The organism is Chelativorans sp. M5D2P16 (genome assembly GCF_034427935.1).
Classification (GTDB): domain Bacteria; phylum Pseudomonadota; class Alphaproteobacteria; order Rhizobiales; family Rhizobiaceae; genus Chelativorans.
Map to the genome: position 1 here is coordinate 210329 of NZ_JAXQNM010000003.1, position 14057 is coordinate 224385.

A 14057-nucleotide genomic window follows, 5' to 3' on the forward strand; every position below is an offset into this window, starting at 1 on the left:
GAAGGACATGACAGAGATCAAGGATATCCTGAGAACCATGGATTACGGCCCCGCCCCCGAGGATGCCGGCATCGTCACCGCCTGGCTGGAACGGCACAAACAAGGCTTCGGCCATTTCATCGACGGCGCCTTCACCAAGCCCGGCGACACGTTTGCGGTGACGAACCCCGCCACGGGCAAGGCGCTGGCGAACGTCACCCAGGGCAGCGGGCCCGACATCGACGCGGCGGTGAAGGCCGCGCGCGCGGCGCAGCCCAAATGGGCCGCGCTGTCGGGCCACGAACGCGCGGCCCATCTTTATGCGCTGGCCCGGCACGTGCAGCAGCATTCGCGTTTCCTCGCCGTGCTGGAAAGCCTCGACAACGGCAAGCCGATCCGTGAAAGCCGCGACATCGACGTGCCGCTCGTCGCGCGGCACTTCTATCATCATGCGGGATGGGCCGAACTGGTGGAGGACGAGTTTCCCGGCGCCAGGCCCGTCGGCGTCTGCGGGCAGATCATCCCGTGGAACTTCCCGCTCCTCATGCTCGCCTGGAAGGTCGCGCCGGCGCTCGCCGCCGGCAACACCGTGGTGCTGAAGCCGGCGGAGTACACGCCGCTGACCGCACTGGCCTTCGCCGAAATCGCCGCCGAATGCGGCCTGCCGAAAGGGGTGATGAACATCGTCACCGGCGACGGCGAGACGGGAGCCGCCATCGTTTCCCACGACGATATAGACAAGATCGCCTTTACCGGCTCGACCGAGGTCGGGCGGACGATCCGCCGGCAGACCGCCGGATCGGGCAAGAGCCTGACCCTCGAACTGGGCGGCAAATCGCCGTTCGTGGTCTTCGCCGATGCGGACCTGGATGCGGCGGTCGAAGGCGTCGTCGACGCCATCTGGTTCAACCAGGGCCAGGTGTGCTGCGCCGGGGCGCGCCTGCTCGTTGCCGAATCCGTCGCCGCGCGGTTCGAGACGCTCCTCAAAGCGCGCATGGACGATCTGCGCGTGGGCGATCCGCTCGACAAATGCACCGATGTCGGCGCCATCGTGCACCCGATCCAGCTCGAGCGGATCAAAAGCCTCGTCGCGCAGGGCGCGGCCGAGGGCGCCAGGCTGCATCAGGTGGGCGCGCCCGAAGGCTGCTTCTATCCGCCGACGCTGGTGACCGAGGTCGCACCGGCCTCGATCCTTTCCATCGAGGAGATCTTCGGTCCGGTCGCCACGCTGACCACCTTTCGCACGCCCGACGAGGCGGTGGCGCTCGCCAACAACACGCGCTACGGCCTCGCCGCCTCGGTCTGGTCGGAAAACGTGAACCTGTGCCTGGACGCCGCCGCGCAGATCAAGGCCGGCGTCGTCTGGATCAACTGCACCAACGTGCTCGATGCCGCCGCGGGTTTCGGCGGTTACCGCGAATCCGGCTTCGGCCGCGAAGGCGGGCGCGAGGGCATGACGGCCTATCTCGCCCACCCGCAGCCGACAGCGAAGAAAGGTGAAGCCGCCCTGCCGGAGCTCGACCCCTCCCCGGCTTCTGGCGGCGAGGCCAAAGGCATAGACCGCACTGCCAAGCTCTATGTCGGCGGCAAGCAGGCGCGGCCGGACTCGGGCTATTCCTACGCCGTGATGGGGCCGAAGGCGCCCGTGGGCCTTGCCGGATACGGCAACCGCAAGGATATCCGCGACGCCGTCGAGGCGGCGAACAAGGCGGGCGGCTGGGGCAAGGCCACGGGGCACAATCGCGCCCAGGTTCTCTACTATCTGGGCGAAAATCTTTCCGCGCGCGCCACCGAGTTCACGGACCGGCTGCGCAGCTTCGGCGCGTCGAAGGACGCCGCCCGGCGCGAGGTCGAAACGTCGGTCCGCCGCTGCTTCTGGTACGCAGCGCAGGCCGACAAGTTCGACGGCATGGTGCACCAGACCAAGACGTCGAACGTGACCCTCGCCATGCACGAGCCGCTCGGCGCGATCGGCATCGCCTGCCCGCTCGCCCACCCGCTGCTCGGATTCGTCTCCACGGTGCTGCCGGCCATCGCCATGGGCAACGCGGTCGTGGCGATCCCTTCGCAGGCGCACCCGCTCGCGGCGACGGAGTTCTATCAGGTGCTCGACACGTCCGACGTGCCGGGAGGGGTGGTCAACATCGTCACCGGGCCGCGGGATGCCCTGTCCAAAACCCTCGCCCAGCACGACGACGTGGCCGGGATGTGGTATTTCGGCAGCGATGCCGGCTGCGCCATGGTTGAGGCCGAAAGCGCAGGCAATCTCAAGCAGACCTGGGTCGAGAACGGTGCGGCGCGCGACTGGACCGGCAGAGAGGGCCAGGGCCGCAGCTTCCTGCATCGCGCGACACAGGTGAAGAATATCTGGGTTCCCTACGGCGAATGATTCTTTTCGATTGCGACGGCGTGCTGGTGGACAGCGAAATCCTGTCCTGCGGCACCGATGCCCACCTGATGAGTGAAGCCGGTCATCCGATCACCGCGGAGGATCTCATACGGCGTTTCATCGGCCACCCGAAAAAGGCGATCTGGGCCGCCCTCGCCGAGGAGCGCGGCAAGCCCTGGCCCGAGGGACTTTTGGAGCGGGCCGAAACGTTGCTGATGGAACGGCTGAGGACGGAGCTGGAGCCCGTCGAAGGGGTTGCCGCCGCCGTGGCGGCGATTTCGGGGCCGCGGGCCGTCGCCTCCTCCTCGTCGCTGGCGAAGCTCGACGTGGCGCTCACCCGCTGCGGACTGCGCGACGTCTTCGCGCCGCACATCTATTCAGCCGAGCAGGTCGCCCGCGGCAAGCCGGCGCCGGACGTCTTCCTCTTCGCCGCCTCGCAGGTGGGCGCCGACCCACAGAACTGCATCGTCATCGAAGACAGCGTGGCCGGCGTCCAGGCGGCGAGAAAGGCCGGGATGCGGGTCGTCGGCTTCACCGGCGGGCGTCACAGCTACCCGAGCCACGGCGACCGGCTGATGGAGGCCGGCGCCGTCCATGTCGTGAGGCATATGCGCGAGCTGCCCGATTGCGTGGCGTTTTTGCGCCGGAACGCGTTGCCGGCGGCGTGACCCGTCAAAAGGCTTCGTTCTTGCGCATCTGGCTGAGGTAGCGCTTCATGCGCACCAGCCGCTGGTTGTGCGGCTTGCCGAGGCGCCGCGCGACCAGCGTCGACAGGATATCCGCGGCAACGAGCGCGGCGATGCGCGAGGTCGTCGGCGTGAACAGATCGGTGTTGTCGAGCGTCTCGACATTGATCACCACGTCGGAATAATCGACGAGCGCGGTCTGGGTCGATCCGGTGATCGAAATCACGCGCGCGCCCTGCTCCCGCGCCAGCCGGGCAAGCTCGACGATCGACAGCGTGCCGCCCGTATTCGAGATCGCCACGGCGACCGAGCCGCGCTTCATCATCGACGCCGCCATCAGCTGCTGGTGGCTGTCCATCGTCGCGTTGCACGGGATGCCGAAGAGCGGGAACTTCTGCTGCAGGTCCTGCGCCACGATGGCCGAGGCGCCGAAGCCGAAGAACTCCAGGTGGTTCGCCTCCAGGATCAGGTCGACGGCGGCGTTCATCTGGGTCATGTCCAACGCCTTGCGGGCCCAGTCGAGCGAGGTGATGGTGTAGTCGAATATCTTCGAGGCCACCTCCTCGGGGCTGTCCTCGTCGGTGATCGCCGAATGCGTCGCGGGAGTTCCGAGCGCCAGGCTCTGGGCGAGGCGGATCTTGAGGTCCTGAAAACCCTCGCATCCAATGGCGGTGCAGAAGCGGATCACCGTGGGCTGGCTCACCTCGGCGATCTGCGCGGTCTCGGCCACGGTCGCGTTGAGGATGCGATGCGGATCGCTCAACAGCGCGTCGGCGACCTTCCTGTCGGACTTGCGCAGGTCGGGCCGCACGGTCCGCACCACTTCGAGGATGTTCCGGTTGGTCAGAAGCTGCGGATCGTTGATGTTCATGCGGTCACCTTTCCGGTCAGGACACGACCGGCTGCACGCTGTAGCTGACGCCGAGACGCGCCGCCTTTAGGTATACGCTCTCTTCATGGTGGGCAAACCTCCCAATCGTCTCCCGCGGCACCGTATTGAAGGCGAAGAGATCGAAATGATGCGCGATGACGGTGCCGATCCCCGCCGCACGGGCGAGCGCGACCGCCTCGCCCACATCCATATTGCCCGGCACCCCATTGGCGGCGCGCAACGCATCGCGTCCGTTCACCGGCAACAGCGCCACGTCGGCGCGTAACGCAGCCACCTCCTCCGCCTGGCCCGGGAAGAGAACCGTGTCGCCGGAATGAAAGATGCGGCGGCCGCACAGGTCCACCGCCATGCCGAGAAAGAGGTGGCGACCGTCCGCGTCACGTTCGAGGCTCTCATGCGCGGCGCGGGTAACCGTCAGCACGAGGCCGGGGAGCGGCTCGCGCCTCTCACCGGCATCCATCGTCACAAGCCGTTCCTCCGCGATGCCCGACCGCTCCAGGGCCTTTTCGCGGGCAGAGGCCGGCGCGACCAGCACCGCTTGCGGGTTGGTTGCCATCAGCGCCGGCAGGGTGCCCGGGTCGAGATGGTCCGTATGGGCATGGGTTGCAAGCACTGCGTCGACATGGGCAATGCCGTTCGCGGCGACGGGCGGCGGCATCATCCGAATGTGGGGAAAGCGCGTTCCCCGGTATTTTTCGGCCAGGCTGTCGGAAAGATAGGGGTCGATCACCAGCCGCCGCCCTGCCCCTTCGATGACGAAACCCGCCTGCCCCAGCCAATAGAGCCTGAGCGCCTCACCCGGGGGACGCGCCATCCGGGCGGGCAGATCGTCACATACCTCTTCCGTGATGACTTCAGGCGGACGCATTTTGCACCGCCAGATGTTTCAGGAGATTCTCCACCGCCGCCTCGGTGGCGCGCGTCACGCTGCCGTCGGTAAAGCCGCCGATGTGGCTGGTGGCGATCACGCGGGGATGCGCCGACAGGCGTTTGTCGCGCGGCGGCTCCTCCGCAAAGACATCCGTCGCGTAACAGCCGAGCTTCTCCGCCTCCAGCGCGGCGATCACCGCCGCCTCGTCGATCAGACCAGCCCTTGCGGTGTTGACCAGGATCGCGCCGGGGCGCATCTCTTCCAGAATGGCGGCATCGATCATCGGCAACCCGGAAGACGTCATCGGGCAGTGCAGCGTCACGATCCCGGCGGCGCGCAGGAGTTCCTCGAGCGGCACGTAGCGCACGCGGGCCGCAAGCGCACCGAGTGCGGGCTCCATCGGATCGTACGCGAGCACCTCAGCCCCCATGGCGACCATCACCGAGGCGACGCGGCGCCCGATCGCCCCCATGCCGACGATGCCCACGGCCGTGCCTTCCACCTCGCGCCCGCGAAGCCGGGGCCAGCCGCTGGCGCGCACGCCCTCGGCCGTCTCCAAAAGCCGGCGGCTGGCGGCCAGCATCATTGCGCAGGCCAGTTCGGCCACGCCGGTCGCATTGGCGCCGAGCGCGCGTTCCACGGCGATCCCCCGCGCCTCGAGCGCCGCCATGGGCAGGCTGTCCACGCCGGAGCCGTTGCGCGAAATCACGCGCAGACGACGCGCCGCCGCAATGACCCTTTCGCTGACGGGCTCCACGCCGGCGAGCCAGCCGACGCAGTCGGGCACCAGCCGCAGAAGTTCGTTTTCATCGGGGATCTTTCCCGGCGCGCTGAACACCAGTTCGAAGCCCGCCTTCTCCAACCGTGCCAGTGCGGGCGGCGGCGAAGAGGTGAGCGAACGGGGCGTGATCAGGACGCGGTCCATGCCCTACTCCTTCGCCGCCTGCACCGCGATGCGCGTCAAAGCGTCGATGTTCTCGGCGGTCGGCGCAATGGGAATATCGAACACCTCGGCGATCACCTGCGTCCAGCCGTGGATGAAATAGGTCCATCCGTCGACGATCGTCAGGTCCCGCGCCTTCTCCTGCCCCCGCGCCTGGTCGAGGAAGACCAGGTCTCCACGGTAGTTCAGGTCCCATACGACGGCTCGTTCGGGGAAAACCGCCGCGTCGGTCAGCGGCGAGCCGGGCACGTCCTTGCCGAGGCCGGTCGCGTTGATGACCAGAGAGCCCGGCTTGAGGTCGGGCAGAACGGCATCGTTGCCGGCGGGCGCGGGCGCCAGGACATAGTCCACCGGGACGTCGCTTTCGATCTCGGCGTGGACACGCCGGATCTCGTCCAGCCGTGGTTGCGAGCGGTTCGACACCACAATACGCGCGGGTACGTTCACGCCCCGCTCCTTACGCATCAGATGCCAGGTGAGCGCGATGGTCGAGCCGCCGGCACCAATGGAAAAGACCTCGCCGCCGGTCTTCTTCCAGTAGTCGGGTCCCAGGAATCCATCGATGGAGAGACCGGAGGAGATGGGATCCTTGGCATGGCAGATCAGCTTGCCGCCGCGCTTCGAGATACAGCTCGTCTCTTTCATCAGCGTGGCGAAAGGGTCGATCTCGTCGAAGAGATCCCGGCAGGCATTGAAAAGGTCGATCTTGTGCGTTGTCACCAGCGCGCCGAGCGAATTCGGGTCGTCGCGGATATATTCGACGGCCTCCCGATAGGCGGCCGGCTCGGCATGCGGGGGAAAATCGATCCCGCTGATCTGCGCGTCCTCCAGTCCCAGATGCCGCGCCCAGGCCGGGAAGACCTTCATGATCGAGCTCTTGCCCGTCGTCACTCCGATGAAGTGAAGCGTGGGCCGCTCGCAGGGGCGATAGCGTGTCATCCGCGCAGCTCCTTTGCGCGTGCGAGGGCGGCGCGCGCCTTCTCGGTGATTCCCTGCCAGTCGCCCGCGCGCATATCCTCTGGTCTGGCGATCCAGGTGCCACCCACCGCGGCGATCTGCGGCAGGGAAAGCCACTCGCCCATGGTCTCCAGGCCAACGCCGCCGGTGGGGATGAAGGAGATGCCGAGATGGGCGAACGGGGCCGCGATGTTCTTCAGCATTGACGGTCCGCCCGCCGACGCGGCCGGGAAGAACTTCATCAGCCGGCAGCCGCGCGCCGTCGCCAGCGAGATGTCGGACGGCGTCATCACGCCGGGTGCGAAAGGCAGCCCGGCTTCGGCGGCGGCGGTCGCCACTTCCGGATCGAAGCCCGGCGCCAGGCCGAACGCCGCCCCGGCCTCGACCGCGCGCGTCACTGCATCCGGCGACAGCACCGTGCCGGCACCGACCAGGATTTCAGGCCGCGTCTCGCTGAGCCGTGCCATGACATCCGCGGCTGCAAAGGTGCGGAAGGTGATCTCCACCACGCCGAGCCCGGCTTCCAGCAGTGCATCCGCCAGCGGCTCGGCATGGTTCACCTCTTCGATGGCAATAACCGGCACCACTCCGGTCGCAGCGACCCGCTCGAAGGCATCCATCGTCATGCCGCCGTCTCCGCATCCCTGTAGATTTCCGCAAGCTCGGCCTCGGAGCGCGGGCGCCAGTCGGCATTGTCGACCGCCTCCCAGCCGCCCTTGCCGTCGTCGAGGATGCGCACGCGCATTCCGCCGGAGCGCTCGATGATCCCGTAGTCCTGTCCCGAATCGGCGGGATAGGCGAACATCATCACCAGATCCTCGGCGCCGACATTCACCGAACGATGGATCCAGTAGGGCGGCACGTAGCAGATGCTCTGCGGCCCGATCTCGACCAGCCGCACCTCGCCATCCGGGCTTTCGAGCTGCATTACGCCGCGTCCGGCCTGGCCGTAGTAAATCTCCGGCCGGTTCCCATTGGCGTGGATGTGGCCGCGCGTCAGGAAGTACTCGTCGCCGACCTTGCCCGGCTCCATTCGCGTCACGCCCATGATCAGGTCGCTGACCTTCGTACCGGGAGTATAAGAGGTCACTTCGTAAGCCACCTGCCCCTTGCGCTCGGCAAGGAGCGCGTCGAAAGCCGCGCCGTCGGCGTAGAGCCCCGTGAGGTCGTCGAAGGTTTTCTTATAGTGACCGTTTCCGCCGCGCAGCAGCCCTTCGGCTACGGCGACGTCACAGGACCGCGGTTCCGCAAGCTTCACGCTTTCCTCCCTTGTCGCGTAAGATTTTGTAGAATTGCTACCTTATTGGCCTTGAACTAGTCAATATCTCCCGGCGCGCACAACCAAATTCCTCCATATCCCGGAAGTTTTGTAGCAAAATCCGTGTTGACGGAGGCAAAGCGCGTAATTATGCTACCAATTCTTGGAGCAACAAACCGGCCGCCGGCGCGGCGGCCTATCCTTGGGAGGATATTCCAGATGAAGAAAACGCTTGCCGTCGCCGCCGTTCTGGCCGCGGCCACCGGTTCCGCGCATGCCGCGGAGGAATGCAGGGTCGGCATTTCCATGTACACGCTCGGCGCGCCCTATTTCGCCGCCCAGGAAGCCACCGCGCGCAAGACCGCTGAAGAGGCCGGCTGCTCGGTGCGTTCCGCCGACGGCCAGAACGACATGGTCAAGCAGATCGGCGACGTCGAGGACATGGTCGCCGCCGGTATCAACATCCTCATCGTCAACCCGCGCGATGCGCAGGGCCTGGTCCCCGCCGTCAACGCCGCCTCGGCGCAGGGCGTGCATGTGGTCGCCATCGACTCCACGCTGGATCCCTCGGCCGATTTCATCACCCAGATCCAGTCCTCGAACGAGGCCAATGGCGAGCTGGTCGGCGATTGGCTCGCCAAGGAGCTCGACGGCGAGCCGGCGCGCATCGCGCTGCTTTCGGGCAGCCAGGGCAACCTGGTGGGACGCGAGCGGCGCCTCGGCGTCCTGCGCGGCCTCATGGACTCCATGCTGACCAATTACGGCCATGCCGACGTGGAGGTGCTGGGCCAGGGCTGGGGCAACTGGTCCACCGAGGGCGGCCTCACCGCCATGGAGGATCTGCTGACCGCCCATCCCGATATCAATGTCGTGCTCGGCGAGAACGACTCGATGGTCCTCGGCGCGCGCGCCGCCCTGCAGGCGGCCGGCCGGCTGGAGGAAGTGATCCTCGTCGCCGCCGCCGACGGCCAGAAGGAAGCCTACGAGCTCATCAAGGAAGGCGAATACGGGGCCACGGGGCTCAACAACCCGAACGAGATCGCGCGCATGGCGGTCGAGGTCGGCATCAAGGCGCTGAACGGCGAGCTTCCCGAGGACATCAGCAAGCTCACCTTCACCGAGCCGGCGGTGATCACGCAGGAGAACGTGGGCGAATATTACGATCCCGACTCCCTGTTCTGATAGGGTGCTTCGGTGCCGCCCGGGCGCGGGCGGCACCTTCGCAGTCGCGCTGCGCCGGGAGGGATGCATGACGCCGCTCATAGAACTGGGCAACATCTCAAAGTCGTTTTCGGGCATTCGCGCCTTGTCCGGCGTGAATTTCAGCCTCTCACCCGGCGAGGTGCACGCGCTCGTGGGCGAGAACGGCGCGGGAAAGTCCACCTTGATGCGCATCCTCGGCGGCGAGATGCGGCCCGACACCGGCGAGATCCGGCTGAACGGCGAGCCGATCCGCTTCACCGGTCCGGAAGACGCGATCGGCCGCGGCATCTCCATCATTCACCAGGAGATGGCGCTGGCGCCGGACCTGTCCGTTGCCGAGAACATCTTTCTTGGCGAGTTGCCGGCCGGTATCCGCTGGGCAAGCCTGCGCCGCCGGGCCGGCGAACTGATCCGCAGGTTGGGCTTCGACATCTCCCCCGCCGCACGGCTCGGAGATCTCTCCATCGCGCATCAGCAGGTCGTCGAGATCGCCAAGGCCCTGTCCCGCAACGCCAGGACCATCGTCTTCGACGAGCCCACCGCCGTCCTTTCAACGGGCGATGCAGAACGACTCCTGGACATCATCCGCAGCCTGCGGCGCGAGGGCGTGGCGATCGCCTATATCTCGCACCGCCTCGACGAGGTCTTCGCGGTTTCCGACCGCATATCGGTGCTGAAGGACGGGCAGAACGTCGACACCGTCACGCCCGACAAGGCGACCGTCGACGACCTGATCCGCCTCATGGTCGGCCGTCCCTTAAGCCAGCTCTTCGGCGAGAAGCCTGAAACCGAGATCGGCGAGGAGGTGCTGCGGGTCGAGAACCTGGCGCTCCCCAACGGCGTGCGCAACGTCTCCTTCTCGCTCCGCCGCGGCGAGATCCTCGGCCTCGGCGGGCTGGTCGGCTCCGGACGGACGGAAGTCGCCCGCGCGATCTTCGGCGCCGACCCGATCACCTCCGGCCACATGACGCTCAACGGCGAGACATACCGTCCGCGCACGCCCAAGCAGGCGGTCCGCCGCGGCGTCGGCCTGGTACCGGAAGACCGCAAGGGACAGGGCATCGTCCTCGACATGGCGATCATGCACAATGCCACCATGGCCCATGCAGGGCCGGTGACGCGCTTTGGCTTCTTCGACCCGCGCCGCGAACGCGGCGTGATCGACAAGCTCATCAAGGCGCTGCGCATCAAGCTCGGCCATCCCACGGATCCGGTCAGCAGTCTGTCGGGCGGCAACCAGCAGAAGGTGGTGCTGGCCAAGTGGTTTCACGCCGACGGCGATGTCATCATTCTCGACGAACCGACCCGCGGCGTCGACGTGGGTGCCAAGACCGAGATCTATTTCCTGATCCATCGCCTTGCCGCCGCGGGCAAGGCCGTGCTGGTCATATCGTCGGAGCACGCGGAGCTGTTCGGCCTTTGCGACCGCGTGCTCGTGATGGGCAACGGCGAGCTTCGCGGCGAGCTGTCGCCGCAGGATTACAGTGAAGAAAAACTGCTGACCCTGTCCATCGCCGGTCAGGGCAAGGCAGAAAGGGAGATGAGCGCATGAGCGACGGTGCCGCACAAATCAGCGAGCCCGCTGTCACCGACACCGCGAGGCCACGCAGTGGACGTCTGACCTTCACGCGGCTGTTCCAGCAGTTCGGCACGGCGGCCATCTTCGTGCTGCTCCTCGTCCTGGCCTCGACCCAATCGGACGCCTTCCTCTCCGAACGCAACATCATGAACGTGCTGCGGCAGATGTCGGGGATCGGCGTCATGGCGATCGGCATGCTGTTCGTCATCCTGACGCGCGGCATCGATCTGTCCGTGGGCTCCATCGCCGCTCTGGGTGCGGTCAGCTCGGCGCTTCTGATCCAGGAATACCCCCTGCCCCTGGCGCTTGCCATGTCGCTCGGCATCGGTGCCGCATGCGGCGCGATCTCGGGCGTCTTCATTGCCTTCATGCGGCTGCCCGCCTTCGTGATCACGCTGGCCATGATGACGGCCGCGCGCGGCCTCGCGCTCATCCTTTCGAACGGCCAGCCGATCATGCCGGGAAGCAAGGGGGCGCCGCTGCAGGCCTTCGGCACCGGCTTCACGCTCGGCTTCCCGAACCCGGCGCTCTTGATGTTCGTGCTCTTCGCGGTCGCCTTCGTGGTGCTCAACTTCTCGCGCTTCGGTCGTCTCGTGAAGGCGATCGGCTCGAACGAAGAGGCGGTGCGCCTGTCGGGCATCTCGGTGCCGCGCTACGTGCTGTCGGTCTACGTCATTTCGGGCATCCTGTCCGCCATCGCCGGAATCCTGGTGACCGCGCGTTCGGGCGTGGGGTCGGCCAGCGTCGGCGTCGCCGCGGAGCTGGACGTGATCGCCGCGGTGGTCATCGGCGGCGCCAGCCTGATGGGCGGGCGCGGCGGCGTCATCAACACCTTCATCGGGGTGATGATCCTCGGCGTGATCGGCAACATCATGAACCTCGCCGGCGTCCCCGGTTATCACCAGCAGGTGTATCTCGGGGTGATCATCGTCGCGGCGGTGGTCATGCAGCACGGCAGCCAGGTCTTCCGGCGCTGAGGGGACGACGTGGCGGATTGCATCATCGCACTGGACATCGGCACGGGATCGACGCGCGCCGCGCTCATCGGGCGGAACGGCCGCATCCTCGGCCTCGCCGCGCGGGAATATCAGCAGATCGTTCCCGCCTACGGATGGTCGGAACAACGGCCCGCCGACTGGTGGAACGCCGCGCGGGCGGCCCTCCGGGAGGTCACCGCACGCGCGCGTGAAGAGGGACACGGGGTGAGCGCCATCGCCGCATGCGGCCAGATGCACGGGACCGTGCTTGTCGACGACGACGGACAGCCGACGCGGGAGACGGTGCCGCTGTGGAACGACAAGCGCACGCTCGGCCATGTGCGCGCCTTCGAGGAGCGCGAGGACCTTTCCGCCTGGCTCCCGCGCACGGCCAATCCGCCGACGCCCGCATGGCCGGCCTTCAAGCTGCAATGGCTGCGCGACAACGACCCCGACGCCTGGAAGCGGGCCTCGACGGTGCTCATGCCCAAGGACTACGTGAACCTGCGCCTCACCGGCGAACGGTCGATGGACTGGACCGAGGCGGCATGCTCCTTCCTGATGGATCCGCTGACGGGCGACTGGAACGCAGGCGTCCTTGAGGACCTGGGCCTCGACCCCGCTTTGATGGCGCCCATCCGCCTGCCGACAGAGGTTCTCGGCCATATCACCCCCGATGCGGCGCGGGAGACGGGCCTTGCGGCGGGCACGCCGGTGCTGGTCGGCGGCGGCGACTATCCCGTTGCGCTTTTGGGCTCCGGCGTCTGCCGGCCGGGGCTCGCCTCGGAGGTCGCCGGCACCTCCTCGATCGTCACGCTGGTGGCCGAGCGCCCGGTGCTCGACGCCGAAATCAGCAATGTCGGCACGCCGGAGGGAAACTGGGGTGCGTTCGTCCTTCTCGAAGCCGGCGGCGACGCCGCGCGATGGGCGCGCCGCGTCTTCCACGCCAACGATCTGAGCTATGCCGAGATCCTGGATATGGCGGGCAAGGCACCGCCCGGATCGGACGCGCTCCTGTTCCTGCCCTATCTCGTCGGCGAGCGTCTCGGCGCCCATCGCAACTCCCGCGCCCAGTTCTTCGGGCTGGCGGCCGGGCACGGCCTGCCTGAGATGCACCGGGCGGTGCTGGAAGGCGTGGCCTTCGCCGTCAACCGGCATCTCGCGGTCATGGAGCGGGCCACGGGAGCGCGCCCGGAAGTGCTGATCGCATCCGGCGGCGGCGCCAAGGCGGATCTGTGGCTGCGCATCAAGGCGGCGGTCTACGGCAGGCCGATCCTCATCCCCGAGGAACCCGAATGCGGACTTATCGGCTGCGCCGCGCTGGCCGCCGTGGCGACCGGTGCGGCCGGCAATCTGGCCGAGGCGGCCGGGCGGCTGGTCAGGCATGCGCGCGAGGTCGTGCCCGATCCGGCCTGGGCGGATCGCTACGCCCGGATGCAGCCCCTTTTCGACCGTCTTTATACCGACAGCCAGCAGCACTACGACGCACTCGACGCCCTGGCGGCATCGCAACGGGAGGCCTGAATGTCCGCATCCATCTCTTCTGCAGAAACGCCCTTCCTGGACCGCTTTCGCCTCACCGGCCGTACGGCGCTCGTCACGGGCGGGGCGCGCGGCATCGGGCTGGTCACCTGCGAAGCTCTGGCCCAGGCCGGGGCAGGCATCATCCTGGCCGACCGCGACGGCGAAGCCGCGAAGACCGCCGCCGGCGGACTGCGCGAGAAGGGCTACGACGTCATCGCCGAAACCCTCGACGTCACCGACCCCGCGGCAGTGAAAACGCTCGCCGAAAAGCAAGCGAATGTCGATATCCTGGTGAACAATGCCGGTATCGCCCGGTCGAACATTCCCGCCGAACGGATGAGCGACGATGAATGGTCGTCGGTCGTCGACGTCAACCTGAACGGTCTCTTCTGGTGCTGCCGCGCCTTCGGCAAACGCATGCTGGAAAGGGGCGCGGGGACGATCGTCAATGTCGGCTCCATGTCGGGCATCATCGTCAACCGGCCGCAGGAGCAGGCGCAGTACAACGCCTCCAAGGCCGCGGTCCACCAACTGACCAAGAGCCTGGCCGCCGAATGGGCGCCCCGCGGCGTGCGCGTCAACGCCGTCGCGCCCACCTATATCGAGACCGAGATGACCGCCTATGTCTACGAGGACGAAAACCTGATGCGGCATTGGATCGGCGGCACGCCGCAAGGCCGTATGGGCCGGCCGGACGAGATCGCCGCCGTTATCCTCTTTCTCGCCTCGGACGCCGCCAGCCTGATGACCGGTTCGATCGTGCTGGCCGACGGCGGCTACACCTGCTGGTAAGGCCGGC

Annotated in this window: 13 protein-coding genes; 7 read left to right on the forward strand and 6 right to left on the reverse strand. The window is 67.2% G+C overall.

Annotated elements, in window-relative coordinates; translation table 11 throughout:
- Nucleotides 1-7 precede the first annotated feature (7 nt).
- Both SIN08_RS01840 and SIN08_RS01845 read left to right on the forward strand, forming a co-directional pair.
- Nucleotides 8-2368, forward strand: a complete 2361-nt coding sequence (locus tag SIN08_RS01840; protein ID WP_322449783.1) for an aldehyde dehydrogenase family protein — start codon at nucleotides 8-10, stop codon at nucleotides 2366-2368.
- On the forward strand, nucleotides 2365-3036 hold the full coding sequence (locus SIN08_RS01845; RefSeq protein ID WP_322449784.1) for an HAD family hydrolase: 672 nt from the start codon (nucleotides 2365-2367) through the stop codon (nucleotides 3034-3036). Before SIN08_RS01840 ends, SIN08_RS01845 begins: the two co-directional genes overlap by 4 nt.
- 4 nt (nucleotides 3037-3040) lie before the next feature.
- Here SIN08_RS01845 and SIN08_RS01850 read toward each other — a convergent pair whose 3' ends face one another.
- Genes SIN08_RS01850 through SIN08_RS01875 form a run of 6 tightly spaced genes read right to left on the reverse strand, consistent with a single transcriptional unit; the run spans nucleotide 3041 to nucleotide 7975 of the window.
- Entirely contained in the window at nucleotides 3041-3925 is an 885-nt protein-coding gene (locus SIN08_RS01850; RefSeq protein ID WP_322449786.1) for a MurR/RpiR family transcriptional regulator, read from the reverse strand.
- 16 nt (nucleotides 3926-3941) lie between these two features.
- Nucleotides 3942-4814 (reverse strand): MBL fold metallo-hydrolase, encoded by an 873-nt coding sequence (locus SIN08_RS01855; protein ID WP_322449787.1) that lies wholly within the window; start codon nucleotides 4812-4814, stop codon nucleotides 3942-3944.
- Nucleotides 4801-5742 carry a phosphoglycerate dehydrogenase gene (locus SIN08_RS01860; RefSeq protein ID WP_322449788.1) on the reverse strand — a complete coding sequence of 314 codons (942 nt, stop codon included), beginning with the start codon at nucleotides 5740-5742 and terminating at the stop codon, nucleotides 4801-4803. Before SIN08_RS01860 ends, SIN08_RS01855 begins: the two co-directional genes overlap by 14 nt.
- Nucleotides 5743-5745: 3 nt before the next feature.
- Nucleotides 5746-6699 carry a shikimate dehydrogenase gene (locus SIN08_RS01865; RefSeq protein ID WP_322449789.1) on the reverse strand — a complete coding sequence of 318 codons (954 nt, stop codon included), beginning with the start codon at nucleotides 6697-6699 and terminating at the stop codon, nucleotides 5746-5748.
- On the reverse strand, nucleotides 6696-7343 hold the full coding sequence (locus tag SIN08_RS01870; RefSeq protein ID WP_322449790.1) for a bifunctional 4-hydroxy-2-oxoglutarate aldolase/2-dehydro-3-deoxy-phosphogluconate aldolase: 648 nt from the start codon (nucleotides 7341-7343) through the stop codon (nucleotides 6696-6698). The genes SIN08_RS01865 and SIN08_RS01870 overlap by 4 nt, the downstream gene beginning before the upstream one ends.
- A complete protein-coding gene (locus SIN08_RS01875; protein ID WP_416207995.1) occupies nucleotides 7340-7975 on the reverse strand; it encodes a glucose-6-phosphate isomerase in 636 nt (211 codons plus the stop codon). Before SIN08_RS01875 ends, SIN08_RS01870 begins: the two co-directional genes overlap by 4 nt.
- Before the next feature lie 219 nt (nucleotides 7976-8194).
- On the opposite strand from SIN08_RS01875, the gene SIN08_RS01880 reads away from it, so the two are divergent.
- The 5 genes from SIN08_RS01880 (at nucleotide 8195) to SIN08_RS01900 (ending at nucleotide 14050) form a co-directional block, all read left to right on the forward strand.
- A complete protein-coding gene (locus SIN08_RS01880) occupies nucleotides 8195-9157 on the forward strand; it encodes a substrate-binding domain-containing protein (protein ID WP_322449791.1) in 963 nt (320 codons plus the stop codon).
- A gap of 67 nt (nucleotides 9158-9224) precedes the next feature.
- Nucleotides 9225-10730, forward strand: coding sequence for a sugar ABC transporter ATP-binding protein (locus tag SIN08_RS01885; protein ID WP_322449792.1), 1506 nt, complete (start codon nucleotides 9225-9227; stop codon nucleotides 10728-10730).
- On the forward strand, nucleotides 10727-11734 hold the full coding sequence (locus tag SIN08_RS01890; protein ID WP_322449793.1) for an ABC transporter permease: 1008 nt from the start codon (nucleotides 10727-10729) through the stop codon (nucleotides 11732-11734). Before SIN08_RS01885 ends, SIN08_RS01890 begins: the two co-directional genes overlap by 4 nt.
- Before the next feature lie 9 nt (nucleotides 11735-11743).
- Nucleotides 11744-13258: a xylulokinase gene (locus SIN08_RS01895; protein ID WP_322449794.1), complete on the forward strand. Its 1515-nt coding sequence runs from the start codon at nucleotides 11744-11746 to the stop codon at nucleotides 13256-13258.
- On the forward strand, nucleotides 13259-14050 hold the full coding sequence (locus SIN08_RS01900) for a glucose 1-dehydrogenase (RefSeq protein WP_322449795.1): 792 nt from the start codon (nucleotides 13259-13261) through the stop codon (nucleotides 14048-14050).
- Nucleotides 14051-14057 lie beyond the last annotated feature (7 nt).

What these genes read in the sequence shown, in the direction of transcription:
- SIN08_RS01840 (WP_322449783.1), top strand. Translation starts at nt 8, where the DNA reads ATGACAGAGATCAAGGATATCCTGAGAACCATGGATTACGGCCCCGCC.
- SIN08_RS01845 (WP_322449784.1), top strand. Translation starts at nt 2,365, where the DNA reads ATGATTCTTTTCGATTGCGACGGCGTGCTGGTGGACAGCGAAATCCTG.
- SIN08_RS01850 (WP_322449786.1), bottom strand. Translation starts at nt 3,925, where the DNA reads ATGAACATCAACGATCCGCAGCTTCTGACCAACCGGAACATCCTCGAA.
- SIN08_RS01855 (WP_322449787.1), bottom strand. Translation starts at nt 4,814, where the DNA reads ATGCGTCCGCCTGAAGTCATCACGGAAGAGGTATGTGACGATCTGCCC.
- SIN08_RS01860 (WP_322449788.1), bottom strand. Translation starts at nt 5,742, where the DNA reads ATGGACCGCGTCCTGATCACGCCCCGTTCGCTCACCTCTTCGCCGCCG.
- SIN08_RS01865 (WP_322449789.1), bottom strand. Translation starts at nt 6,699, where the DNA reads ATGACACGCTATCGCCCCTGCGAGCGGCCCACGCTTCACTTCATCGGA.
- SIN08_RS01870 (WP_322449790.1), bottom strand. Translation starts at nt 7,343, where the DNA reads ATGACGATGGATGCCTTCGAGCGGGTCGCTGCGACCGGAGTGGTGCCG.
- SIN08_RS01880 (WP_322449791.1), top strand. Translation starts at nt 8,195, where the DNA reads ATGAAGAAAACGCTTGCCGTCGCCGCCGTTCTGGCCGCGGCCACCGGT.
- SIN08_RS01885 (WP_322449792.1), top strand. Translation starts at nt 9,225, where the DNA reads ATGACGCCGCTCATAGAACTGGGCAACATCTCAAAGTCGTTTTCGGGC.
- SIN08_RS01890 (WP_322449793.1), top strand. Translation starts at nt 10,727, where the DNA reads ATGAGCGACGGTGCCGCACAAATCAGCGAGCCCGCTGTCACCGACACC.
- SIN08_RS01900 (WP_322449795.1), top strand. Translation starts at nt 13,259, where the DNA reads ATGTCCGCATCCATCTCTTCTGCAGAAACGCCCTTCCTGGACCGCTTT.